Source organism: Serratia odorifera, assembly GCF_041448735.1.
Classification (GTDB): Bacteria; Pseudomonadota; Gammaproteobacteria; order Enterobacterales; family Enterobacteriaceae; genus Serratia_F; species Serratia_F odorifera.
The window spans coordinates 157735-183457 of sequence record NZ_JBGMUT010000004.1; the positions used below are offsets into that span (position 1 = coordinate 157735).

The window sequence follows — 25723 nt, forward strand, 5'->3', positions numbered from 1 at the left end:
AACGAGATCGAGAATCTAATGAGTGACTACAAGAACACCCTGAACTTGCCGGAAACAGGGTTCCCGATGCGCGGCGATCTCGCCAAGCGCGAACCTGGCATGCTGCAACGTTGGTATGAACAGGATTTGTACGGGATTATTCGTGCTGCCAAAAAGGGCAAAAAATCCTTCATTCTGCATGACGGCCCTCCGTATGCGAACGGCAGCATTCACATTGGTCACTCGGTTAACAAAATTCTCAAAGACATTATTATCAAGTCGAAAGGGATGTCCGGCTTCGACTCGCCGTACGTGCCGGGCTGGGACTGCCATGGTCTGCCGATCGAACTGAAAGTGGAACAGCTGTACGGCAAGCCGGGCGAAAAGCTCTCGGCGGCGGAATTCCGCCAGAAATGCCGCGAGTATGCCGCCGAGCAGGTTGAAGGCCAGAAAAAAGACTTCATCCGTCTGGGCGTGCTGGGCGACTGGGATCGCCCGTACCTGACCATGGACTTCAAAACCGAAGCCAATATCATCCGCGCGCTGGGTAAAATCATCAGCAACGGCCATCTGCTGAAAGGCGCCAAGCCGGTGCACTGGTGTACTGATTGTGGCTCGTCGCTGGCTGAAGCGGAAGTGGAATATTACGACAAGACCTCGCCGTCGATCGACGTGGCGTTCCACGCGGTCGATCCGGCTGCGGTGGCTGCCAAATTCGGCGTCAGTAACGTCAACGGCCCGGTTTCGCTGGTTATCTGGACCACCACGCCGTGGACTCTGCCGGCTAACCGTGCCATCTCGTTGCACCCTGAGTTCGCCTATCAGCTGGTACAGATTGACGGCCAATGCCTGATCCTGGCGGCGGAGCTGGTGGAGAGCGTGATGAAACGCGCCGGCATCGCCGATTGGCAGGTACTGGGCAGCTGCAAGGGCGCCGATCTGGAGCTGCTGCGCTTCCAGCATCCGTTCATGGGCTTCGACGTGCCGGCGATCATGGGCGAGCACGTTACGCTGGACGCCGGTACCGGTGCGGTGCATACCGCCGGCGGCCACGGCCCGGACGACTTTGTGATCAGCCAGAAATACGGCCTGGAAATCGCCAATCCGGTAGGGCCGAACGGCTGTTACCTGACCGGCACTCATCCGCTGCTGGACGGTAAATTTGTCTTCAAGGCCAACGATCTGATCGTTGAGATGCTGCGTGACGCGGGCGCGTTGCTGCACGTTGAAAAACTGGTGCACAGCTACCCATGCTGCTGGCGTCACAAAACGCCGATCATCTTCCGCGCCACGCCACAATGGTTCATCAGCATGGATCAAAAAGGCCTGCGTCAGCAGTCGCTGGAAGAGATCAAGGGCGTGCAATGGATCCCTGACTGGGGCCAGGCGCGCATTGAAATGATGGTGGCGAACCGCCCGGACTGGTGTATCTCGCGTCAGCGTACCTGGGGCGTGCCGATGTCGCTGTTCGTGCATAAAGACACCGAACAGCTGCATCCGCGCAGCGTCGAGCTGATGGAAGAGGTTGCCAAACGCGTAGAGCAGGACGGCATCCAGGCATGGTGGGATCTGCAACCGGCCGATATCCTCGGTGCGGAAGCGGCCGACTACGTCAAGGTGCCGGATACGCTGGACGTCTGGTTCGACTCCGGTTCGACCCACGCGTCGGTGGTTGACGTGCGTCCCGAATTCCATGGCCATGGTGCGGACATGTATCTGGAAGGCTCCGACCAACATCGCGGCTGGTTTATGTCATCGTTGATGATCTCCACCGCCATGAAGGGCAAGGCGCCTTATAAAGAAGTGCTGACCCACGGCTTCACCGTCGACGGTCAGGGCCGCAAAATGTCCAAGTCGATCGGCAATACCATCAGTCCGCAGGACGTGATGAACAAGCTGGGCGGCGATATTCTGCGTCTGTGGGTCGCCTCGACCGATTATACCGGCGAGATCGCGGTGTCTGACGAAATCCTGAAACGTGCAGCGGATTCCTATCGCCGTATCCGCAACACCGCGCGCTTCCTGCTGGCCAACCTCAATGGTTTCGATCCGAGCCGCGACTGTGTGGCGCCGGACGAGATGGTGGTACTGGATCGCTGGGCAGTCGGTCGTGCACAGGCGGCACAGCTGGATATCGAGCAGGCATACGCCAATTACGATTTCCACGAAGTGGTACAGCGTCTGATGCAGTTCTGTTCGGTCGAGATGGGGTCGTTCTATCTGGATATTATCAAGGATCGCCAGTACACCGCGAAGAGCGACAGCGTCGCTCGCCGCAGTTGCCAGACCGCACTGTTCCATATTGCGGAGGCGCTGGTGCGCTGGATGGCGCCGATCATGTCCTTTACCGCAGACGAAATCTGGGGCTTCCTGCCGGGTAAACGTGCGCAATACGTCTTTACCGAAGAGTGGTATGACGGTCTGTTCGGCCTGGCCGAGGGCGAAAGCATGAACGACGCCTTTTGGGCCGAGCTGCTGAAGGTACGTGGCGAAGTGAACAAGGTGCTGGAACAGGCGCGGGCGGACAAACGCCTCGGCGGTTCATTGGAGGCAGCGGTGACGTTGTATGCCGATGACGCGCTGGCAGCCCGCTTGAACAGCCTGCAGGATGAGCTGCGCTTTGTGCTGCTGACTTCCGCTGCGCGCGTTGCGCCGCTGACGGACGCTCCGGCGGATGCCCAGCAGAGCGAATTGCTGAAAGGCCTGAAAATCGCCTTCGGTACCGCTGAAGGTGAGAAGTGCCCGCGCTGCTGGCATTTCACCACCGACATCGGCAAGGTGGCGGAGCACGCAGATCTCTGCGGCCGCTGTGTAACCAACGTTGCCGGCGACGGCGAAAAGCGTAACTTTGCCTAATGAACAAGCGCCTGATGAGAAAACCGATCTGTACGACCGGCCTGCGTTGGCTGTGGCTGGTGTTGGTAGTGCTGGTGCTGGATTTCGCCAGCAAGCAGTGGATCCTGAGCCATTTTGTGCTGGGCCAGTCCCAGCCCTTGATCCCTTCGTTTAACCTGTACTATGCACGCAACTACGGCGCGGCGTTCAGCTTCCTGGCTGACCATGGCGGTTGGCAGCGCTGGTTCTTTGCCGGCATTGCCATCGCCATTGTGGTGGTATTGCTGGTGATGATGTATCGCAGCCAGGCGACGCAGAAGCTGAACAATATCGCCTACGCTTTTATTATCGGTGGCGCGCTGGGTAATTTGTTCGATCGTCTGTGGCACGGCTTCGTGGTCGACTTTATCGATTTTTACGTCGGCAACTGGCATTACCCGACCTTTAACCTGGCAGACAGTTTCATCTGCGTAGGGGCAGCGATGATCGTACTGGAAGGTTTCTTGCCGGCCAGCAAGCGCGCAAGCGACAGCCAGAACAAGCAACAAGGTGAGTAACATGACGGCCCAAGTACAATCCGACAGCGCGGTGCTGGTGCACTTTACGCTGAAACTGGAAGACGGCTCCACTGCGGAATCCACGCGCGGTAACGGTAAGCCGGCGCTGTTTCGACTGGGCGACGGCAGTTTGTCGGCGCCGTTGGAGCAGCAACTGGTTGGCCTGCGTGCCGGCGACAAATGCGCGTTCACGCTACAACCGGAAGACGCGTTTGGCGACAATAACCCGGATCTGATTCAGTTCTTCTTGCGCCGTGACTTTGCGCAAACCGGCGTACCGGAGGTGGGCACCATTATGCTGTTCACCGCCATCGACGGCAGCGAAATGCCGGGCGTGGTGCGTGAAGTCGCAGAAGACTCGGTGACCGTTGATTTTAACCATCCGCTGGCGGGACACCCGGTGACCTTCGATATCGAGGTACTGGAAATCGATCCGCAGCAGGAGGAGACGCATGCAAATATTGCTGGCTAACCCCCGCGGCTTTTGTGCCGGGGTTGATCGTGCGATCAGCATCGTGGAACGCGCGCTGGAGCTTTACGGCGCGCCGATCTACGTGCGTCACGAAGTGGTGCACAACCGCTACGTGGTGGACAGCCTGCGCGCACGTGGGGCGGTGTTTATTGAAGAGATTGCCGAAGTGCCGGACGGCTCGATTCTGATCTTCTCGGCACACGGCGTTTCGCAGGCGGTGCGCGCCGAAGCCAAAGCGCGCGATCTGACTATGCTGTTCGACGCTACCTGTCCGCTGGTGACCAAAGTGCATATGGAGGTGGCGCGCGCCAGCCGCAAGGGCACCGAGGCGATCCTGATTGGTCACGCCGGTCATCCGGAAGTTGAAGGCACCATGGGCCAATACAGCAATCCGCAAGGAGGCATGTACCTGGTTGAGTCGCCGCAAGACGTCTGGAAACTGCAGGTGAAGAACGAAGACAACCTGTGCTTTATGACGCAGACCACGTTGTCGGTCGATGATACCTCGGACGTGATTGACGCCTTGCGTCAACGCTTCCCGAAAATCATCGGTCCGCGCAAGGACGATATCTGCTACGCGACCACCAACCGGCAGGAAGCGGTACGCAATCTGGCGGGCGACGCGGACGTGGTGCTGGTGGTTGGCTCAAAGAACTCCTCCAACTCCAACCGCCTGGCCGAGCTGGCGCAGCGGGTGGGTAAACCAGCATATCTGATTGATTCGGCGGCAGATATTCAGGAGCAATGGCTGAAAAACGCCAGCAACATCGGCGTTACCGCCGGCGCTTCTGCGCCGGACGTGCTGGTGCAGGATGTGATCGGTCGCCTGAAGGCGCTGGGCGGCAAGGAGGTGCATGAAATCACCGGCCGTGAAGAGAATATCGTGTTCGAGGTGCCGAAAGAGCTGCGGGTAGACATCAAGCAGGTCGATTGAGCCAATAACGATAAAATAACGGGGAGCTTCGGCTCCCCGTTTTGCGTTACAGCGTCGGTGCAATCAGCCGAGGTGCGATGCGCGCATCAAGGCTCTGGCTGTCTGCGCCGTGGCGCCAGGCGCTCGGCGTCAGGCCATGTACCTGCTTGAACGCCTTGGAGAAATGCAGTTGGTTGGCGTAACCCACCGACAGAGCCACCACCTTGATGGCCGCACTGCCGTGGCGCAGCAGGCCGGCGGCGATGTTCATACGATACTGCAACAGATATTCTTTTGGCCCGAGGCCAAACTCGGCCTTGAACAGTCGGCTCATATAACTGCGATTAATACTGCAATAATTGGCCAACTGGGCGATAGAGATATTCTCGTGGTAACGACTCTCGATATATTTTATCGCTTTTGCCAGGTGACGCTGCTTTTCCGGCGGTTTTTCTTTTGGTTGCGCATGCGCATTGGCAATCAGCGCGGAAAAAAACAGGTAACTCAAGCCGATAATCTTCAGCCAGGCTTCGTTTTGTTGATGCGCGACGATCTCTGTCAGATAACCTCGCTCAGCAGCGTCCGGCGTATAACGTTGCGGGCGATAAATCGGCATTTGGCGGCTGAGGCGACATTGTTGAAAGATATTGGCCGCCATCAGTCCGTCAACTTCGATCCACATGTAGTGCCAGGGGTGCTGTTGGTCGGCGCTGTAGGTGGTGACATCGTGCGGGTAAATCAGAAAGCCCTCGCCGGGATGCACGCTAAAAGCGCCATGGTCGGTATGCAGGGTGCCGGTGCCGGATATCACATAATGAAATAGGTAATGCTGGCGCACCGCTGGACCAAAACAGTGGCCTGGCGCGCAATCCTCGACGCCAAACTGGAACACGTTCAGTTCGATGTTCGAGGTGTTTGCCAGGACAAAACTCTTATGCATCAATTGCTCCCTTGCTATCGGCACGCTGTGACATTAACGGTAGCAGCTTGTTGTCATGACGTATGTTGTTGGTTAAGTACAGCAAGACTCAGCTCACACTTTTTTCCTGGCGTCATTTTTACCCATAATCAGGTCACTTTCCTCCATATACAACCCTTCGCTTGACCACTACTTTCAACACACACCAACGGTAATTCGCCTCGCAACAGTGGAGAAATGAGATGATTAAAGTGACGTTTATGGGCGCGGGTAGCACTATTTTCGCCAAGAATGTGTTGGGGGATATCATGTGCACCCCGGTGTTACAGGAAGTGGAAATCGCGCTGTACGATATCGATAGCGGCCGCTTGAATGAATCGCTGACCATGCTCAACAACATCAATCAAAACGTCAACGGCGGTAAAGCGATCATCACGCCTTACCTCGGCGTCGAGCAGCGCCGTGCGGCGCTGAAAAATGCCGATTACGTGGTAAACGCCATCCAGGTCGGCGGCTACGATCCCTGTACCATCACCGACTTTGAGGTGGCGAACCGATTTGGCCTGCGCCAGACCATCGCCGATACGCTGGGCATTGGCGGCATCTTCCGTGCCCTGCGCACCATCCCGGTGCTGTTCTCCTTTGCGCGCGATATGGAAGAGGTTTGCCCGGACGCCTGGTTGCTGAACTACACCAATCCGATGGCCTCGCTGACCGGCGCGATGCTGCGTTATACCGGCGTGAAAACCGTAGGGCTGTGTCACAGCGTCCAGGTATGCGCAGAGACGCTGTTGAAAAGTGTTGATATGCCGAGCGATGACGTGCAGTTCCATATCGCGGGCATCAACCACATGGCCTGGCTGTTGGATATCCGTCGCCACGGTCAGGATCTCTATCCGGAAATCAAGCGTCGCGCCGCCGCGCTGCACGGCAAGCACGATGATATGGTGCGGCATGAGATCATGAAAACCTTCGGTTATTACGTGACCGAGTCTTCCGAACATAACGCCGAATATATGCCTTACTGGATCAAGCGCAACTACCCGGAACTGATAGAGCGGTTCAATATTCCGCTGGATGAATATCCGCGTCGCTGCGTCGAGCAAATTGCCCAATGGGAGCAGCAAAAGCAGGCATTGACCCATGATAGCCACCTTAGCCACACGCGGACCCATGAATACGCCTCATACATCATCGAGGCGATGGAAACCGATCGGCCGTACAAGATCGGCGGCAACGTGCTCAATAGCGGGGTGATCACCAACCTGCCCAATGAGGCCTGCGTGGAGGTGCCTTGCCTGGTGGATGGGCAGGGTGTCACACCGTGTCACGTCGGTAACTTGCCGGAGCAACTGGCGGCGCTTAACCGCACCAACATCAATACGCAATTGCTGACCATCGAAGCGGCGGTTAGCCAGAAACGCGAGGCGATTTACCATGCCGCGTTGCTTGATCCACATACTTCGGCCGAATTATCCATCGATGACATTCGCAAGCTGTGCGATGCCTTGATCGAAGCTCACGGCGACTGGCTGCCGGCATACCACTAACCGTTCTCTCCTGCGCATCACTTCCTCCAATAACATCACAGGCGCGGATCCCGCGCCTGCAAAAAGGGATGGCGAGCTATGTTCTATCTAAAAAACAAGAATTTCTGGATATTCAGCGGTTTTTGCTTCTTCTACTTTTTCATTCTTGGTTCGATTCTGCCCTTCTTTCCCATCTGGTTGCATGACGTCAATCATCTTGACCAACAGCAAACCGGCCTGGTGTTTTCGATCACTGCGTTCTTTGCCCTGGTTTGCCAACCGGTATTTGGCGTGATCACCGATAAATTTGGACTGAAAAAACATCTGTTGTGGATGATTATCATATTGCTGATGTTTTTGGCGCCGTTGTTTATCTATGTGATATCACCACTGCTGCAAACGCATTTTTGGCTTGGCGCATTGCTGTGCGGCCTCTATTTAGGACTGGTTGCCAGCGGCGGTTCGCCGGCGATCGAAGCCTATGTTGAAAAAGTCAGCCGCCGCAGCCATTTCGAATATGGCCGGGTGCGGCTGTTTGGCTGTATCGGCTGGGCGATTTGCGCTTCCATCGTCGGCTACATGTTTACCATCAATAACCAATTTTCGTTTTGGCTGGCGTCGGGCTGCACGCTGATCCTGGCGCTGCTGCTGTTTCTGTTCCGGCCAGAAAAAAGCCATACCGTGACGGTGGCAGACCAGTTGGCGTTGAACAAGAACCCGGTCAGCCTGCGATCCGCTTTGCAGTTGCTGAAGATGCGCAAGTTTTGGTATCTGGTGCTGTATATCGTTGGCGTGGCCTGCGTCTATGACGTATTCGATCAGCAGTTCGCCAACTTCTTCACCTCGTTCTTCGCGGATCGTCATGCCGGCACCCAGGCGTTTGGCTATGTCACCACCCTCGGGGAGTTTCTCAACGCCTTCATCATGTTTTTCGCACCGCTGATTATCAACCGCATTGGCGGCAAGAATGCCTTGTTGATCGCTGGAGTCATCATGTCGCTACGGATCATCGGATCGTCCTTTGCGGATTCGGTGCCGGCAGTGATCGTGCTGAAAACCTTGCATATGTTTGAAGTGCCGTTTTTGCTGGTCGGTATTTTCAAGTACATCACCACGCAATTCGACGTCAAGCTGTCGGCCTCGATCTACCTGTTCGGTTTCTGTTTTTTCAAGCAGCTTTCGGCGATCGTCATGTCATACGCGGCCGGTATGATGTATGCGGCGTATGGCTTTAAGACGGCCTATCTGATCCTGGGCTGCATTGCGCTGTTGTTCACCTGTATTTCGGCTTTTACGCTCAGTGGCAAAGCGCCGGCAGCCTTTGCCGACAAAAGCCGTCTGGCCACGCCGGCCCCCTGAGGATCGGTGCGTGATGCCCTGCGACAAAATTGCATGATTATGTACAATCAGCGGTTGACGCCGTGCGAGCTGAGTTATCAGCCATTGATAGCGTTACTGATAAAAAACCGGGGATAACATAATTTTCTAATCATGATTTAAATCCTCTGGCAGTGGTAAGGTGGGGCGGTTACCCTGAATCGATAGCCTATGGAATAGGCATCAAATCAAAAAGAGAGATAAAGCATGACTGATTCACAGATTCGCATTGCGATTGCGGGTTCCGGTGGCCGGATGGGACGTCAATTGATCCAGGCCGTACAGCAGGCACAGGGTGTGGTGCTGGGGGCGGCATTGGAGCGTCCAGGCTCCAGCCTGCTGGGCACCGATGCTGGCGAACTGGCCGGTATCGGCGCGCTGGGCGTGACCGTGAGCGAGAGTTTGCAAAAGGTGGCGGATGACTTCGACATTCTGATCGATTTCACCCGCCCGGAAGGCACGCTGGCGCATCTGGCGTTTTGCGTCGAGCATCACAAGGCGATGGTGATTGGCACCACCGGTTTTGACGATGCTGGCAAAGCGGCTATTCGCGATGCCGCGCAGCAGATTGGCATCGTGTTTGCCGCCAACTTCAGCGTCGGCGTCAATGTGGTGCTGAAACTGCTCGAGAAGGCCGCCAAAGTAATGGGCGACTATACCGACATCGAAATTGTTGAAGCACATCACCGCCATAAGGTGGATGCACCCTCGGGCACCGCTCTGGCGATGGGCGAAGCCATCGCCGATGCGCTGGGCCGCGATCTGAAAGACTGTGCGGTGTATGCCCGTGAAGGGCATACCGGCGAACGCGATCCGCACAGCATCGGTTTTGCCACTATTCGCGCCGGGGATATCGTCGGTGAGCACACTGCCATGTTTGCCGACATCGGGGAACGGGTAGAAATTACCCATAAGGCTTCCAGTCGCATGACATTTGCCAATGGTGCGGTTCGTGCGGCAAGTTGGCTGTCAGATCGGCAAAATGGTCTATTTGATATGCGTGACGTGCTGGGTTTGCACCAGTTATAATTTATCGAACATCATCGTGATGTGTGTGAGTTAATCATAACGATATGATAATAGGACAATATTTTTATTGTCCTTTTTTTTAACATGAAAAATAGCGATTTCGACGCGATAGGTTGATTTTTTTTGTGTTTTTAATGGTTAACTCGGATTTTTATTGGCTTGTTAACCTTTTTGACGCCCGGTTATCGTCCGTCAGGTGGCGATGCGCCGGATTTTCTGTCATTGTGGCTCGCAACCGTTTACCCATTGCGGGTTTCCATGTGTTTTTATGGCTGAGATAGCAAGAAATGCGTGAAATATGCAAAAATAACTAGAAAAATGCCACTTGGAGTAGACAAACCGAGCACCCATCATTAAAATGCGCCCAATTTGCCAAAAATTAGCCTTGAGGCCGGTTTTTGCATTGATTTAGATCGCGATATCTGAATTAATATGCAAATATTGTGATTGATTATTCCTCGGAGGGTGTTTTGATTAAGTCAGCGCTATTGGTTCTGGAAGACGGAACCCAATTCCACGGTCGGGCCATCGGGGCAGAAGGTACGGCAGTGGGGGAAGTGGTCTTCAATACGTCGATGACCGGCTATCAAGAAATCCTCACCGATCCTTCCTACTCCCGCCAGATCGTTACTCTTACTTATCCCCATATCGGCAATGTCGGCACCAATGCTTCCGACGCAGAATCCTCCGCTGTTCACGCTCAAGGCCTTGTTATTCGCGACCTCCCGTTGATTGCCAGCAACTACCGCTGTGAAGAAGGGCTGTCGGAATACCTGAAGCGCAACAACATTGTGGCGATTGCCGATATCGATACCCGCAAGTTGACGCGTCTGCTGCGTGAAAAGGGGGCGCAAAACGGCTGCATCATTGCCGGCGACGCGCCGGACGCAGCGCTGGCGCTGGAAAAGGCCAAGGCCTTCCCAGGGCTGAAAGGAATGGATCTGGCAAAAGAAGTGACCACCCAGGAAGCTTACGCCTGGCAACAGGGCAGTTGGACGCTTGAGGGCGAGCTGCCGGAAGCCAAAGACGCGGCCGCGCTGCCGTTCCACGTGGTGGCCTATGACTACGGCGTCAAGCGCAATATCCTGCGCATGCTGGTGGATCGCGGCTGCCGCCTGACGGTAGTGCCAGCGCAGACCCCGGCGGCAGAGGTGCTGAAAATGGCGCCAGACGGCATTTTCCTCTCTAACGGTCCGGGCGATCCGGAACCATGTGATTACGCCATCGACGCCATCAAGCAATTCCTCGACACCGACATCCCGGTGTTCGGCATCTGCCTTGGCCACCAGTTGCTGGCGCTGGCCAGCGGTGCGCAAACTGTGAAGATGAAACTCGGCCACCACGGCGGCAACCATCCGGTGAAAGATCTGGATAACCATACGGTGATGATCACCGCGCAGAACCACGGCTTTGCGGTTGACGAGAACAACCTGCCAGCCAATCTGCGCGTGACGCACAAATCGCTGTTCGACCACACCGTGCAGGGTATTCATCGTACCGACAAAGCGGCGTTCAGCTTCCAGGGGCACCCGGAAGCCAGCCCGGGCCCGCACGATGCCGCCCCGCTGTTCGATCACTTCATCGAACTGATTGAGACTTACCGTTCCAACGCCAAATAATCAGGAGCCTTGATAAAATGCCAAAACGTACTGATATAAAAAGCATCCTGATCCTCGGCGCTGGCCCGATCGTTATCGGCCAGGCGTGCGAATTCGACTATTCGGGCGCTCAGGCCTGCAAGGCGCTGCGTGAAGAGGGTTACCGCGTTATTCTGGTTAACTCCAACCCGGCCACCATCATGACCGACCCGGAAATGGCCGATGCGACCTACATTGAGCCGATCCACTGGGAGGTGGTACGTAAAATCATCGAAAAAGAGCGTCCGGACGCAGTACTGCCGACCATGGGCGGCCAGACGGCGCTGAACTGCGCGCTGGAACTGGAGCGTCAGGGCGTGCTGGCGGAATTTGGCGTGACCATGATTGGCGCCACCGCCGATGCTATCGACAAGGCCGAAGACCGTCGCCGCTTTGACGTGGCAATGAAGAAAATCGGCCTGGACACCGCGCGTTCCGGTATTGCCCATACCATGGAAGAAGCGTTGGCAGTGGCCGCCGACGTCGGCTTCCCGTGCATTATTCGTCCGTCCTTCACCATGGGCGGCACCGGCGGCGGCATTGCCTACAACCGCGAAGAATTCGAGGAAATCTGCGAACGCGGCCTGGATCTGTCGCCGACCAAAGAGTTGCTGATCGATGAGTCGCTGATCGGTTGGAAAGAGTATGAAATGGAAGTGGTGCGCGACAAGAATGACAACTGCATCATCGTCTGTTCTATCGAAAACTTCGACGCCATGGGCATCCACACCGGCGACTCGATCACCGTCGCGCCGGCGCAAACCCTGACCGACAAAGAATACCAGATCATGCGTAACGCCTCGATGGCGGTACTGCGTGAAATCGGCGTGGAAACCGGCGGTTCCAACGTGCAGTTCTCGGTGAACCCGAAGACCGGACGCCTGATCGTGATCGAAATGAACCCGCGTGTGTCACGCTCCTCGGCGCTGGCGTCGAAGGCGACCGGTTTCCCGATTGCCAAAATCGCCGCCAAGCTGGCGGTGGGTTACACCCTCGACGAGCTGATGAACGACATCACCGGTGGTCGCACTCCGGCCTCCTTTGAGCCGTCGATCGACTACGTGGTCACCAAAATCCCACGTTTCAACTTTGAAAAATTCGCCGGCGCCAACGACCGCTTGACCACCCAGATGAAGTCGGTCGGCGAAGTCATGGCGATTGGCCGTACCCAGCAGGAATCATTGCAGAAGGCGCTGCGCGGGCTGGAAGTGGGTGCTACCGGTTTCGATCCGAAAGTCAGCCTGGACGATCCGGAAGCGTTGACCAAAATACGCCGCGAACTGAAAGACGCCGGCGCCGAGCGCATCTGGTACATCGCCGATGCCTTCCGCGCAGGCCTGTCTGTCGATGGCGTGTTCAACCTGACCAACATCGACCGTTGGTTCCTGGTGCAGATTGAAGAGCTGGTACGTCTGGAAGAGCAGGTGGCAGCGTCCGGCATCAACGGGCTGACGCCGGAGTTCCTGCGCACCCTGAAGCGTAAGGGCTTCGCCGATGCGCGCCTGGCCAAACTGGCCGGCGTAGCGGAGAGCGCCGTGCGCAAACTGCGTCACGGTTACGGTCTGCACCCGGTTTACAAGCGCGTGGATACCTGTGCGGCGGAGTTTTCTACCGACACAGCTTACATGTATTCCACCTATGAAGAAGAGTGCGAATCCAACCCGACCCATGACCGACCGAAGGTGATGGTGCTGGGCGGTGGCCCGAACCGCATCGGTCAGGGCATCGAATTCGATTACTGCTGCGTGCACGCCTCGCTGGCGCTGCGCGAAGACGGTTACGAAACCATTATGGTCAACTGTAACCCGGAAACCGTTTCCACCGATTACGACACGTCCGACCGCCTGTACTTCGAGCCGGTCACGCTGGAAGACGTGCTGGAAATCGTGCGCATCGAGCAGCCGAAGGGCGTTATCGTGCAATACGGCGGCCAGACTCCGCTGAAGCTGGCGCGTGAGCTGGAAGCGGCCGGCGTACCGATTATCGGTACCAGTCCGGACGCGATTGACCGCGCCGAAGACCGCGAGCGTTTCCAGCAGGCGGTAAACCGTCTCGGTCTGAAACAGCCGGCCAACGCCACCGTTACCGCTATCGACCAGGCGGTAGAAAAGGCGGCCGGCATCGGCTATCCGCTGGTGGTGCGCCCTTCCTATGTTCTGGGCGGCCGCGCGATGGAAATCGTCTACGACGAGGTCGATCTGCGTCGCTACTTCCAGAATGCGGTCAGCGTCTCCAACGACGCGCCGGTATTGCTGGACCGTTTCCTGGACGACGCGGTGGAAGTGGACGTCGACGCCATCTGCGACGGCGAACGCGTGCTGATTGGCGGTATTATGGAGCACATCGAGCAGGCGGGCGTTCACTCCGGCGACTCGGCCTGTTCACTGCCGGCCTATACGCTGAGCAAGGAAATCCAGGACGTGATGCGCCAACAGGTGGAAAAACTGGCGTTTGAACTGCAGGTGCGTGGTTTGATGAACGTGCAGTTTGCGGTCAAGGATAATGAAGTCTACCTGATTGAAGTCAACCCGCGAGCGGCGCGTACCGTGCCATTCGTCTCGAAAGCCACCGGCGTGCCGTTGGCGAAAGTGGCGGCGCGCGTGATGGCTGGCAAAACCCTGGCCGAACAGGGCGTGACGGAAGAAGTGATCCCGCCGTACTACTCGGTGAAGGAAGTGGTGCTGCCGTTCAACAAATTCCCAGGCGTTGACCCGATTCTCGGGCCGGAAATGCGCTCCACCGGCGAAGTCATGGGCGTTGGCCGCACCTTTGCAGAAGCGTTTTCCAAAGCGATGCTTGGCAGCAACTCCGGCATGAAAAAACAGGGCCGTGCGCTGCTGTCAGTGCGCGAAGGCGACAAGGCGCGAGTGGTCGATCTGGCCGCCAGCCTGCTGAAGCAGGGCTTTGAGCTGGATGCGACCCACGGCACCGCGGTGGTGTTGGGTGAGGCGGGGATTAACCCGCGCCTGGTCAACAAGGTGCATGAGGGCCGTCCGCACATTCAGGATCGCATCAAGAATGGCGAGTACACCTATATCGTCAACACCACCGCAGGCCGCCAGGCGATTGAGGATTCCAAACTGATCCGCCGCAGCGCCCTGCAATATAAAGTGCATTACGACACCACGCTGAACGGCGGTTTTGCCACCGCCATGGCGCTGAAGGCCGATCCAACCGAGCAGGTGACCTCGGTGCAGGAAATGCACGCCCGTATCAAGTAAATACCGCACTAGCGTTCGCCGGGGGATTGCCTGGCGAACGCTGGCGGAGAGTGCCGCTCGGTCATCTCCGCCTTTTTTTCCGCCTTTTCGTCATCTGCCGTTACCTTCTCCCGCCTTGACCCACGCTCAATTAAGAAATTTCTTGGAACTTTTTGAAACAGCGGTTTACCCCATTAAAGCTAATGCGTATAGTTCTCATTTGTTTTTGCATGTCTGCGCCGTCAAATAAACGTATTCGTGGCCTGCCTGGGGTGCGAGCACCTTGGCACAATAAAAACTATATTGAGGAATCATCATGTCCTTCGTTGCTTCTCGTCTCAGGGGAAACCATGCCTGCGGCTTCCGGCCGTCTGCCGTCGGCGGTTTTACACGTTCCAGTCTGGCGTTACTGGTGGCAGCGTGTTGTTCCACGCCGGTAGTCATGGCAGCGGAAAGTGAAGACACCATTACCGTCGACGCTACAGCCAACGGCAGTATGCTGCCGGAGCAGGACTATGCGGTGCCGGTAACTCGCGCCGGTACCAAAATGGCGCTGACGCCACGCGATATTCCACAATCAGTCAGCGTGATCACTCAGCAGCGCATGCAGGATCAGGATCTGCAAACCATCGGCGACGTGCTGAGCAACACCACCGGCATCAGCGCCAACAATATCGATTCCGAACGCTCGACCTATTTTTCGCGCGGCTTCTTTATCAACAATTATCTGTACGACGATATTCCGACCACCGTCGATGAAGTGTGGAACTTTGGCGACGCCGCCGGTGATACGGCAATTTATCAGCGCATCGAGGTGGTGCGTGGCGCCAACGGCCTGATGACCGGCTCGGGCAACCCGTCTGCGGCGATTAATATGGTGCGCAAACATGCCGACAGCCGTGAGCTGACCGGCAATCTGTCCGCCAGCTACGGTCGCTGGAACAAGCAGCGTTACGTCGGTGACGTCAGCACGCCGCTCAACGCCGACGGTAGCGTGCGTGGGCGGGCGGTGGCTGGTTATCAGGATGGCGATGGTTGGCTGGACCGTTACGGCAACCGCAAAAAATTTCTGTATACCGTACTGGATGCCGATCTGACCGACTCGACCAAATTATCGCTGGGATGGGAATACCAGCAGAGCCACACCAGCAACCCGACCTGGGGCGGTTTACCGACCTGGTACAGCGACGGCAGCCGGACTCACTACGATCGCAGTTTCAACCCGGCGCCGGACTGGGCGTATTCGGACAAGGAGTCGAACAAGATTTTTGCCGATCTGACGCAGCGTTTTGACAACGGCTGGCAGGCGCGCGTGAATGCAACCCACGCCAAAACCACCTTTGATTCCAAACTGATGTATGCCTCGGGTTACCCGGATAAAATCACCGGCGACGGGGTGATGGCCTACGGTGGCTGGAACAAGGGCACGCGCAAACTCGACTCGCTGGACGCTTATGCCAGCGGACCGTTTGAGCTGTTCGGCCGCCAGCATGAATTGGTGGCCGGCGGCAGCTACAGCAAGCAGAACAACTATTACTTCAACTCACAGTCGATGCTGTCCACGGCCGACGTCGGCAACTATAACAACTGGGACGGCAACGTCACGCAGGGCAGTTGGTCACCGTGGGTGGTGTACGCCGATGATACGCTGCGACAAAAGTCATTCTACGGTGCGGTGCGTTTCTCGCTGGCCGATCCGCTGTCGCTGATTGTTGGCGCGCGTTATACCGACTGGCGCGCCAACGGTACCACCGCCACCAGCAGCAAAGACGCGGTGACGCCCTATGCCGGGCTGATCTACGACATTAACGACACCTATTCGGCCTATATCAGCTACACCGAAATCTTCCAGCCGCAAACGGTTCGCGATGCCAACCGCAACTATCTTGACCCGACCACCGGCAAGAACTACGAAGCGGGGATTAAGGGCGATTGGCATAACAGTCGCCTGACGGCCTCACTGTCGGTGTTCCGTACCGAGCAGGACAACCTGGGTGTCAGCACCGGTGCCTATATTCCCGGCACTGCCGAAATGGCGTATGAATCGATCAGCGGTACGGTGAGCCGCGGGGTTGAGTTTGAAGTCAATGGCGCGTTGACCGACAACTGGCAGATGACCTTCGGCGCGTCGCGTTTTGTTGCCGAAGACAAGGATGGCGAGGCGGTGAACCCGTTTATGCCGCGCACCACGCTGAAGCTGTTTTCCAGCTACCGAGTGCCGGCACTACAGGCGCTGACCATCGGCGGCGGTGTCAACTGGCAAAACCATACCTGGCGTGACGACGCCGGCCCGGCGGGGGCATCGCGTCCCGAACAGGGCAGCTATGCGTTAGTTAACCTGTTGGCGCGTTATCAGGTTAACCAGCAGTTTTCGCTACAGGCCAACGTGAATAACCTGCTCGATAAAGAGTATTACGACTACCTCGGCAGTTATGCGGTCTACGGTGCGCCACGCAGCGTTTCTGTCACTGCCAATTATCAGTTCTGATGCCAGACGGGAGCCTGCTTTGCAGGCTCCTGCAACCGCTCCGACGGTTTTTTCATCTGCTGGTTAAATTCATTCAGCAAATTTGTTGGCTCGCGTTAAAAATTTCCGCTATCAATCAAACAACAACCTGTCAGGCTGTGTGATTGGTATATATGCTTGATGTATTGGCAAGGAACGACGAGAACAGCATGATTCTAATCATTTACGCACACCCGTATCCCCGGCATTCCCATGCCAATCAGCGCTTATTGCAGGCGGTAAAGGACATTCCCGACGTGGAAGTCCGTTCGCTGTATGAGCTTTATCCTGATTTTAATATTGATATCAACGCCGAACAGCAGGCGCTGCAGCGTGCCGATCTGGTGGTGTTACAGCATCCGATCCAGTGGTACAGCCTGCCGCCGTTACTGAAACTGTGGATCGACAAAGTGCTGGAACACGGCTGGGCCTATGGCCATGAAGGCAATGCGCTGGTGGGTAAAGACTGTCTGTGGGCGGTGACCAGCGGCGGCGATGAACACCACTTCGAACTGGGTGACTACCCCAACTTTGCGGTGCTGGGGCAACCGTTGCAGGCAACGGCGATATATTGCGGCATGCACTGGCAGCCGTACTTTGCCGTACATAACACTTTCACCTGCAACGAGCCGGCGTTGATATCCGCCGGTGAGGCTTACCGCCAGCGTTTGATGCAATATCTGCTGGATCGTCAACAACCGCTGGCACTGGGAGCCGAAAATGGATAATCACGGCATGATGCTTGAAGGGCTGATCTATCTGGGATCGGCAGGTCTGTTGGTGCCGATCGCGGTGCGACTGGGATTGGGATCGGTACTGGGGTACCTGATTGCCGGCTGTATCATCGGCCCATGGGGGCTGAAGCTGGTATCAGATGCCGAATCGATCCTGACCTTTGCGGAAATCGGCGTGGTGCTGATGCTGTTCATTATCGGATTGGAGCTGGATCCGAAACGGTTATGGACGCTGCGCGCGTCGGTGTTTGGCGGTGGCGGATTACAGATGGCCGGCTGCGGGCTGGTGCTCAGTGCATTCTGTTATTTCTTGGGACTGGACTGGAAAGTGGCGCTGCTGATTGGCCTGGCGCTGGCGCTGTCTTCTACCGCCATTGCCATGCAGGCGATGAGCGAACGTAACCTGACGCCGTCGCCGATTGGCCGCGGTGCTTTTGCGGTGCTGTTGTTCCAGGACATCGCGGCAATTCCGCTGGTGGCGATGATCCCGCTGTTGGCCAATAGCGGCGCGGCTACCACGCTGGAAGCCTTTGCGCTGTCAGCGGCAAAGGTGGTCGGAGCGCTGGCGCTGGTAGTGTTGCTGGGCCGTTATGTGACGCGGCCGCTGCTGCATTTTGTCGCACGTTCCGGCATGCGTGAAGTGTTCAGCGCCGTGGCGTTGTTCCTGGTTTTCGGCTTCGGCATTTTGCTGGAAATGGCCGGTTTATCGATGGCGATGGGGGCGTTCCTTGCCGGGGTACTGCTGGCAAGCTCGGAATACCGCCATGCGCTAGAAAGCGACATTCAGCCGTTCAAAGGCCTGCTGCTTGGCCTGTTCTTTATCGGCGTGGGCATGTCGATCGACTTTGGCACGCTGTTCAGTCATCCGCTGTTGATCGCCACGCTGCTGTTGGGTTTTATGTTGCTGAAGGCCGCCATGCTGTGGCTGATTGCGCCGCTGCTGGGCGTGCCGAAGCGTCAGCGCGGACTGTTCGCCATTCTGCTTGGCCAGGGCAGTGAATTTGCCTTTGTGATTTTCGGCGCAGCGCAAATGGCCGGCGTGCTGCCGGTGGAGTGGGCGAAAGCGCTGACGCTGGCGGTGGCACTGTCAATGGCGGCAACGCCACTGCTGCTGGTTATCGCCGCCCGACGGGAGAACAATGCGCCGAAGGACGATCGTCCGGCGGATGTGATCGATGAAGAGAACGCCAGCGTCATCATCGCCGGTTTTGGCCGGTTTGGCCAGATCGCCGGTCGCTTGCTGTTGGCCAACGGGGTACACACCGTGGTACTGGATCACGATCCGGATCATATCGAAACGCTGCGCAAGTTCGGCACCAAAGTGTTTTATGGCGATGCCACGCGCGCCGATCTGCTGGAGGCCGCTGGCGCAGAGCACGCCAAAGTGCTGATTAACGCCATCGATGACGTGGAGGCCAACCTGCAACTGACCGAGCTGGCCAAGCGCCATTTCCCGCACTTGAAGGTGGTGGCGCGCGCGCGCGACGTCGACCACTGGTATCAGCTGCGACAGTTGGGCGTGGAAAACCCGGAACGCGAGACGTTCGAAAGCTCGCTGCGCATTGGCCGCGAAACCCTGGAATTGCTGGGGCTGGATGCCTACGAGGCGCGTGAGAAAGCGGACACTTTCCGCCGTTACAATCTGCAAATGCTGGAAGCGATGATGGAGAATTACGAAGATACCGAATTCCGCATCGCCACCTTGCAGCGGGCGAAGGAGATGCTCAGTACCGCCATCGAACAGGATCGGTCGCGTCTGGTACGGGTTCAGCAAACCGGCTGGCGCGGCAGCATCGACGGCAAGGCGCCGGAAGACGAGGTGGTGGAAGCCAAAGGGTAAGTCAGATGCGCTCTCCGCGGGAGAGCGCGTTTTTAGCGGCTTAGCTCAGTGCGACCTTAATCCCAAGCGCAATCAACATGCCGCCCAGCAGTTTATCGACCACCTTCTGCACTTTTTCCAACCCGCGGCGTACCGGCCCGCTTTGAATCAGATATACCAGCAGCGGCCACCACAGCGCCGACAGGCCAAGGATTATCCCCGCATACCACAATTTTTCACCGATGCCGGAGTCGATCTGCAACACCTGGGTGAACACCGCCAGGAAGAACAGCGTGGCCTTTGGGTTCAGCAGATTGCACAGATAACCCTGCATAAAGGCATTTTTCAGGCTGACCTGCTGCTGTGGCAGATTACTGACGTTCATTTTACCGCCGCCGCGTGACAGCAACGCCTGGATGCCAACCCAGATAAGGTAGGCCGCACCGGCATATTTCAGCAGGTTAAACAGCCACGGCGTGGTGGTAATCACCACCGCCAGCCCGGCGACGCAGTACGACATATGGGTCGCGACGCCGAAAATCACGCCGCAGGCGGTCATCATCGCCGCCAGCCGTGGATAACGTGCGGCGTTCTTGATCACCAGGAAAAAATCCGGCCCTGGCGACAACATGCCCAGCGTGGCGATCCCGGCGACGAACAGTGTGGTTTCAAGCATGGTCACAGTCTCGGTAAAAAATGTCATTGCATTGATAATAACGCTGAGCACCCTGACGCGCATCAACCCATTGTGGGCAGAATAAGCAATATGATGAACATTCATTCAGCGTGAATCACGGGGCAGTATGAAGCAGCAAGCCATCATCAGCATGCCGGAGCCTAACCGGCAACAACGAGACATCACCCGACTGTGCATCCAATGCGCACTGATGCTGTTGCAGCACGGTGCCGAAAGCATGGTGGTTGAACAACTCTCCACCCGCCTCGGGCTGGCGTTGGGCATGGACAGCGTAGAAAGCTCGATTTCCGCCAACGCGGTGGTGCTGACGACTATCAGCAACGGAGCCTGTCTGACCACGACGCGCAAGAACATCGATCGCGGTATCAACATGCAGATGGTCACCGAGGTGCAGCACGTGGTGATTCTGGCGGAACATCGGCTGGCGGACGTCGGCGAGGTGGCAAAGCGCCTCGACAAGATCCGCCCGCTGCGTTACCCACGCGGTCTGGTGGTATTGATGGTGGCACTCTCCTGCGGTTGCTTCAGCATGCTTAACGGCGGCGGTAGCGATGCGTTCGCCGTGACCTTTATCGCCAGTGGTCTGGCGATGTGGGTACGGCAGATGTTGACCGCTCGGCAGATGAACCCGCTGATCAACTTCTGCCTGACGGCGTTTGTCGCCACGTCGGCATCCGGCTTGCTGCTGCGTCTGCCGTGGTTTAATCAGACGGCCAGCGTGGCGATGGCCGCCAGCGTATTGCTGCTGGTGCCGGGCTTTCCGCTGATCAATGCGGTGGCGGATATGTTCAAGGGGCATGTCAATACCGGCCTGGCGCGCTGGGCAATGGCCAGCCTGTTAACCCTCGCCACCTGCATTGGCGTAATAATGGCGATGTCGCTGTGGGGTTTGCGGGGGTGGTCATGATGCTGTTATGGGCGCTGGGGCGCGATATGCTGCTGGCGGCGGTGCCGGCGCTGGGGTTTGCCATGGTGTTCAACGTGCCGCTGCGCGCGCTGCGCTATTGCGCCTTGCTTGGTGCGTTGGGGCACGGCTCGCGCATGCTGCTGATGGCGGGGGGCATCAATATCGAATGGGCGTCGTTTCTGGCGGCGGTGCTGATTGGCATTATCGGTATATATTGGTCGCGCTGGTTGCTGGCGCATCCGAAAGTATTCACCGTGGCGGCGGTTATCCCGATGTTCCCTGGCATCCCAGCCTATACCGCCATGATTACGCTGGTGGAGATCTCACACCTTGGCTATAGCGAGGCGCTGATGGCGGTGATGGTGACGCATTTTCTCAAAGCCTGTTTTATCGTCGGCGCGTTGTCGATCGGCCTGTCGTTACCGGGATTATGGTTGTATCGCAAACGCCCGGGGGTATAGCTTAGTGCCGGTAATTATTAGCTATTCTGATAAGAGCTATCTTATATATTCACATTGCTTGTTTGCCCTATCGACGGCCGATGGGGCTTTACGTATAGTGTGAGCAATTTTGCTGCCTATACAGGGTTTAACAATGATTATCAGCCTGATCGCTGCCTTGGCGGCGGATCGCGTAATTGGTATGGAAAACGCCATGCCATGGCATCTGCCAGCCGATTTGGCGTGGTTTAAACGTAACACGTTAAATAAGCCGGTCATTATGGGCCGCAAGACGTTTGAGTCGATTGGCCGCCCATTGCCGGGGCGCCATAATATCGTGTTGAGCAGCCGAGCGGGCGTTGAAACCGGCGTGACCTGGGCAACCTCGCTGGATGAAGCACTGGCTGCCGCGGGCGACGTGGAAGAAGTGATGGTGATGGGCGGCGGGCGTATCTATAGCCAGTTCCTGGCGCGTGCCAACCGCATGTATCTGACACACATCGACGCCGAAGTCGGTGGCGATACGCATTTCCCGGATTACGAACCAGACGAATGGGAAACCTCGTTTAGCGAATTCCATGACGCAGACGAGCAGAACTCGCACAGCTATTGTTTTGAAATTCTCGAACGTCGTTAATCGACAAGTCACGCAGCGTAAGCCGTAAAACACCCGCAGGGAACAAAGTGATTGCGTCCCTGCGGAGGCCTTCCTCAGCCCCACAGGTTGAACGCTATACGCTACCGAGCGACTTAGCGCGCGGCACATCAACGCGCCAGACGGTTGACTGAGCATTATCAGGCGCGCCAGGGAATTTTGAGCGCTTTGTTTTAGCGAGCTATTTTGCTTTTGCCGGCAAATTGTGTCCCTGCCTGACCTCTGTAACATTTTCGTCACACTTCCTGATTAGTATGAAGCCCAACCTTGAGCGCCTCGGCAACTCTGGTGACCTTTGATCGTGGCGCCGTCTACCAGGAAGCTAAAATCATGACCAATAAAATTGAGCAATTAAATGCCGATCGCCTGATCGATCCCACCCGTCGTAAATTGCTGCTGGGCAGCGCCGGCGCCGTTGGCCTGGCCGGTTTCCTCGGCGGCGGCATTTTGAGCGTATCGGCTGAAGCGTTGGCCGAGGATCTGCCGGCCAACAAGCTGCTGGGCTTTAAAGGGATTGCTGCTTCTAGCGCCGATGAGGTGGCGATCGCACCGGGATACCAGGCTGAAGTGCTGATCTCCTGGGGGGAGCCGTTGGTTGACGGCGCAGCGGCGTTTGATGCCAATGGCGGTAATAGCGCGGCCGATCAGGAAAAACAATTCGGCGATAACAACGATGGCATGAGCTTCTTCCCGATCGACGATCGTCACGGGGTGATGGCGATCAATAACGAATACGTTAACGAGCAGTACCTGTTCGCCCATGGCGGCAGCAAGGCCACCAGTCTGGAAGAGGTGCGCAAGTCTCAGGCCGGGCACGGCGTCTCGATTGTGGCGGTGAAACGCATTGGCGACACGCAGCGCTGGGAAGTCGAGCGCCCTTCGCGCTACAACCGCCGCATTACCGCCAATAGCGAAATGCAATTCAGTGGCCCGGCAGCCGGCCACCCGTTGCTGCAAACCGCAGCCGATCCGTCCGGCCGTAAGGTGCTGGGCACCTTTGGCAACTGCGCCAACGGCAAAACGCCGTGGGGCACCTATCTGACCTGCGAAGAGAACTTCGATACCTATTTCGGCACCAAACAGGCCGATTATAAAACCACGCCGGAACAGCAGCGCTACACGCTCAACGTCAGCGAGCCAGAACGTAACTGGCCGGATTTTGACGACCGTTTCGACGTGGCGAAGAACCCGAACGAATTTAACCGCCACGGTTGGATTGTGGAAATCGACCCGATGAATCCGACCTCGACGCCGATAAAACACACCGCGCTGGGGCGTTTTAAACATGAAAATGCCGCGGTAACCGTGGCCAGGGATGGGCGTCTGGTGGTGTATATGGGCGACGATGAACGCGGCGAGCATATCTATAAATACGTTTCCAAAGGTAAGGTTGACGTCGCCAACCCGGCGAATAACCGCGGACTGCTGGATGACGGCACGCTGTACGTGGCGCAGTTTGACGGTGACGCCAACGGCACGCCGCTCAAAGGCAAAGGGCGCTGGATAGCGCTGGAGTTTGGCAAAAACGGCCTGACGCCGGAAAACGGCTTCCGTGATGCGGCAGAAGTGCTGATCTTTGCCCGCAAGGCTGCCGCGCAGGTTGGCGCCACTAAAATGGATCGCCCGGAATGGATCGCCGTCAACCCGCATGACGGGCGCGCCTACTGCACCTTGACCAACAACAGCAAGCGCGGCGAAGAAGGCATGCCGTTGAATGCCGCCAACCCGCGTCCCAAGAACGTTTACGGCCAGATTATCCGCTGGGACGAAGGCGGTGACGCGACGGCAGCAACGTTCTCATGGGACATTTATGTGCTGTGTGGCAACCCGATCGCCTATCCGGAAGGGGTCAACCGTGGCACGCCAAACATCACGGCTGAAAATACGTTTAACAGCCCGGATGGCCTGGGGTTCGATAAGGCAGGGCGTCTGTGGATCCTGACCGATGGCAAGTACAGTAATAAAGGCGATTTTCAGGGGCAGGGTAACAACCAGATGCTGGTGGGCGATCCGCAAAGCGGCGAGATCCGCCGCTTTATGGTCGGACCGAAGTCATGCGAACTGACCGGTATTACCTTCACGCCAGATTACAAAACGATGTTTGTTAACGTTCAGCACCCTGGAGAGGAAGGGGATTCTCACTTCCCGAATAACAGTCCGCGTCCACGCTCTTCGGTATTGATGATCACCCGCAAAGATGGCGGGGTGATTGGCGCCTGATCCGCCTGACCAGGCTTAATCAGCAAGGGCGCCAATGGCGCCCTTGTTGATTTTACGCTGAGTCGGTTATGAGGCCGCCAGCGTATCGCTGCCGTCCAACATCTCCCGCCGGTTGGATGGCTGGGTAAAGTAGCGTTTATCCTCCCAGCGCAACATCGTCAGCTCTCCACCCCAGCAGCAGCCGGTATCGAGCGCGATAATCCCGTCAGGGGTGCCCTTGCCCTCCAGCGACGCCCAATGGCCGAAGATGATGGTGTACTGCGGATCCACCAGACGCGGCAGGGCAAACCAGGGTTTTAGCGGCGCGGGCGCGGTGCCCGGCGCATCTTTGCTGATCATGTCCAGTTGACCGTTCGGGAAGCAGTAGCGCATGCGCGTCAGGGCGTTGGTGCTAAAACGCAAACGTGCCAGACCGCTGAGCTCGGGACTCCAGTTGTTCGGCATGTCGCCGTACATCGCATCGAGGAACAGCGGGTAGCTGTCGCTGCTGAGCACCGCTTCCACTTCGCGCGCGCAGATTTTGGCGGTTTCGATGTCCCACTGCGGCGTGATGCCGGCATGCGCCATGATCAGCTGTTGTTGCTCATCCACCTGCAATACCGGTTGGCGACGCAGCCAGTTGATCAGTTCGTCGGCGTCAGGTGCTTCCAGCAACGGAGTAATGCGATCCTTGGGCTTATTGCGGCTAATGCCGGCGTACACCGCCAGCAAATGCAGATCGTGATTGCCCAACACCATGCGCACTGCCGGGCCGAGCGAGCGCACAAAACGCAACACTTCCAGCGATCCCGGCCCTCGGGCCACCAGATCGCCGGTCAACCACAGCGTATCCTGCTGCGGATCAAAAGAAACCTGAGCTAATAGCGACTTGAGTTCATCGAAACAACCATGAACGTCGCCGATAAGATATGTCGACATAGTTAGTGGATCAGCGTTGGGATAGCGAGTCGGAAGACGGGAATAGCGGTGCGGAACGACTGACCCAGATGATCAACCATCTCGTAGTGGCCTTCCATGGTGCCCAGCGGCGTTTCGAGGATCGCGCCGCTGGTATATTGGAATTCACTGCCGGGCTGAATGATTGGCTGTTCGCCAACCACGCCTTCGCCCTGAACTTCAGTTTGCCGACCGTTGCTGTTGGTAATCAACCAGTAACGGCCCAGCAATTGCACGTTGAAACGCCCCAGATTGCGGATAGTGATGGTATAGGCGAAGACATAGCGATCGTCTTCCGGCTGCGACTGTGATTCCACATATACGCTTTGTACCTGAACACACACACGGGGTGAATCAATCAT

The 25723-nt window shown here is 57.0% G+C and carries 20 protein-coding genes; 16 read left to right on the plus strand and 4 right to left on the minus strand.

Features of this window, described 5'->3' with window-relative positions; genetic code table 11:
- Positions 1 to 18: 18 nt before the first annotated feature.
- The 4 genes from ileS to ispH are packed head-to-tail and all read left to right on the plus strand — an operon-like array spanning position 19 to position 4777.
- On the plus strand, positions 19 to 2835 hold the full coding sequence (gene ileS, locus ACCC84_RS13270; protein ID WP_004955470.1) for an isoleucine--tRNA ligase: 2817 nt from the start codon (positions 19 to 21) through the stop codon (positions 2833 to 2835).
- Between the two features lie 14 nt (positions 2836 to 2849).
- Complete coding sequence (gene lspA, locus ACCC84_RS13275) at positions 2850 to 3371, plus strand: signal peptidase II (RefSeq protein ID WP_039992428.1); 522 nt, start codon at positions 2850 to 2852, stop codon at positions 3369 to 3371.
- Between the two features lies 1 nt (position 3372).
- Positions 3373 to 3843, plus strand: coding sequence for an FKBP-type peptidyl-prolyl cis-trans isomerase (gene fkpB, locus ACCC84_RS13280; protein ID WP_004955466.1), 471 nt, complete (start codon positions 3373 to 3375; stop codon positions 3841 to 3843).
- Positions 3824 to 4777: a 4-hydroxy-3-methylbut-2-enyl diphosphate reductase gene (gene ispH, locus ACCC84_RS13285; RefSeq protein WP_004955463.1), complete on the plus strand. Its 954-nt coding sequence runs from the start codon at positions 3824 to 3826 to the stop codon at positions 4775 to 4777. Before fkpB ends, ispH begins: the two co-directional genes overlap by 20 nt.
- Positions 4778 to 4823: 46 nt before the next feature.
- On the opposite strand, the gene ACCC84_RS13290 is transcribed toward ispH, so the two are convergent.
- On the minus strand, positions 4824 to 5696 hold the full coding sequence (locus ACCC84_RS13290; protein ID WP_004955461.1) for an AraC family transcriptional regulator: 873 nt from the start codon (positions 5694 to 5696) through the stop codon (positions 4824 to 4826).
- Between the two features lie 221 nt (positions 5697 to 5917).
- Between ACCC84_RS13290 and ACCC84_RS13295 the strand changes: the two genes are divergently transcribed.
- The 8 genes from ACCC84_RS13295 to kefC all read left to right on the plus strand — a co-directional run bounded on the left by ACCC84_RS13295 (position 5918) and on the right by kefC (position 19527).
- On the plus strand, positions 5918 to 7225 hold the full coding sequence (locus ACCC84_RS13295; RefSeq protein ID WP_004955459.1) for an alpha-glucosidase/alpha-galactosidase: 1308 nt from the start codon (positions 5918 to 5920) through the stop codon (positions 7223 to 7225).
- 78 nt (positions 7226 to 7303) lie between these two features.
- Positions 7304 to 8563, plus strand: coding sequence for an MFS transporter (locus ACCC84_RS13300; RefSeq protein ID WP_088499867.1), 1260 nt, complete (start codon positions 7304 to 7306; stop codon positions 8561 to 8563).
- 225 nt (positions 8564 to 8788) lie between these two features.
- Entirely contained in the window at positions 8789 to 9610 is an 822-nt protein-coding gene (gene dapB, locus ACCC84_RS13305; protein ID WP_198773267.1) for a 4-hydroxy-tetrahydrodipicolinate reductase, read from the plus strand.
- Positions 9611 to 10080: 470 nt separating this feature from the next.
- Positions 10081 to 11229: a glutamine-hydrolyzing carbamoyl-phosphate synthase small subunit gene (carA, locus tag ACCC84_RS13310; RefSeq protein ID WP_039991178.1), complete on the plus strand. Its 1149-nt coding sequence runs from the start codon at positions 10081 to 10083 to the stop codon at positions 11227 to 11229.
- Positions 11230 to 11246: 17 nt separating this feature from the next.
- Positions 11247 to 14468, plus strand: a complete 3222-nt coding sequence (carB, locus tag ACCC84_RS13315; protein WP_004955452.1) for a carbamoyl-phosphate synthase large subunit — start codon at positions 11247 to 11249, stop codon at positions 14466 to 14468.
- Positions 14469 to 14763: 295 nt separating this feature from the next.
- On the plus strand, positions 14764 to 16935 hold the full coding sequence (fhuE, locus tag ACCC84_RS13320) for a ferric-rhodotorulic acid/ferric-coprogen receptor FhuE (protein WP_371901989.1): 2172 nt from the start codon (positions 14764 to 14766) through the stop codon (positions 16933 to 16935).
- A gap of 188 nt (positions 16936 to 17123) precedes the next feature.
- Complete coding sequence (gene kefF, locus ACCC84_RS13325; protein ID WP_039991174.1) at positions 17124 to 17681, plus strand: glutathione-regulated potassium-efflux system oxidoreductase KefF; 558 nt, start codon at positions 17124 to 17126, stop codon at positions 17679 to 17681.
- Entirely contained in the window at positions 17674 to 19527 is a 1854-nt protein-coding gene (gene kefC / locus ACCC84_RS13330) for a glutathione-regulated potassium-efflux system protein KefC (protein ID WP_004955448.1), read from the plus strand. The genes kefF and kefC overlap by 8 nt, the downstream gene beginning before the upstream one ends.
- Positions 19528 to 19567: 40 nt before the next feature.
- Here kefC and ACCC84_RS13335 read toward each other — a convergent pair whose 3' ends face one another.
- Positions 19568 to 20182 (minus strand): LysE family translocator, encoded by a 615-nt coding sequence (locus tag ACCC84_RS13335; protein ID WP_039992427.1) that lies wholly within the window; start codon positions 20180 to 20182, stop codon positions 19568 to 19570.
- A gap of 127 nt (positions 20183 to 20309) precedes the next feature.
- Between ACCC84_RS13335 and ACCC84_RS13340 the strand changes: the two genes are divergently transcribed.
- The 4 genes from ACCC84_RS13340 (at position 20310) to ACCC84_RS13355 (ending at position 24425) form a co-directional block, all read left to right on the plus strand.
- A complete protein-coding gene (locus ACCC84_RS13340) occupies positions 20310 to 21110 on the plus strand; it encodes a threonine/serine exporter family protein (protein WP_004955446.1) in 801 nt (266 codons plus the stop codon).
- Positions 21107 to 21571, plus strand: coding sequence for a threonine/serine exporter (locus tag ACCC84_RS13345; protein WP_004955444.1), 465 nt, complete (start codon positions 21107 to 21109; stop codon positions 21569 to 21571). Before ACCC84_RS13340 ends, ACCC84_RS13345 begins: the two co-directional genes overlap by 4 nt.
- 133 nt (positions 21572 to 21704) lie before the next feature.
- Complete coding sequence (gene folA, locus ACCC84_RS13350) at positions 21705 to 22187, plus strand: type 3 dihydrofolate reductase (RefSeq protein ID WP_004955442.1); 483 nt, start codon at positions 21705 to 21707, stop codon at positions 22185 to 22187.
- 348 nt (positions 22188 to 22535) lie between these two features.
- Positions 22536 to 24425 carry a PhoX family protein gene (locus ACCC84_RS13355; RefSeq protein ID WP_039992425.1) on the plus strand — a complete coding sequence of 630 codons (1890 nt, stop codon included), beginning with the start codon at positions 22536 to 22538 and terminating at the stop codon, positions 24423 to 24425.
- A gap of 66 nt (positions 24426 to 24491) precedes the next feature.
- On the opposite strand, the gene apaH is transcribed toward ACCC84_RS13355, so the two are convergent.
- Positions 24492 to 25343, minus strand: a complete 852-nt coding sequence (apaH, locus tag ACCC84_RS13360; RefSeq protein WP_004955439.1) for a bis(5'-nucleosyl)-tetraphosphatase (symmetrical) ApaH — start codon at positions 25341 to 25343, stop codon at positions 24492 to 24494.
- 2 nt (positions 25344 to 25345) lie between these two features.
- Positions 25346 to 25723, minus strand: coding sequence for a Co2+/Mg2+ efflux facilitator ApaG/CorD (apaG, locus tag ACCC84_RS13365; protein WP_004955436.1), 378 nt, complete (start codon positions 25721 to 25723; stop codon positions 25346 to 25348).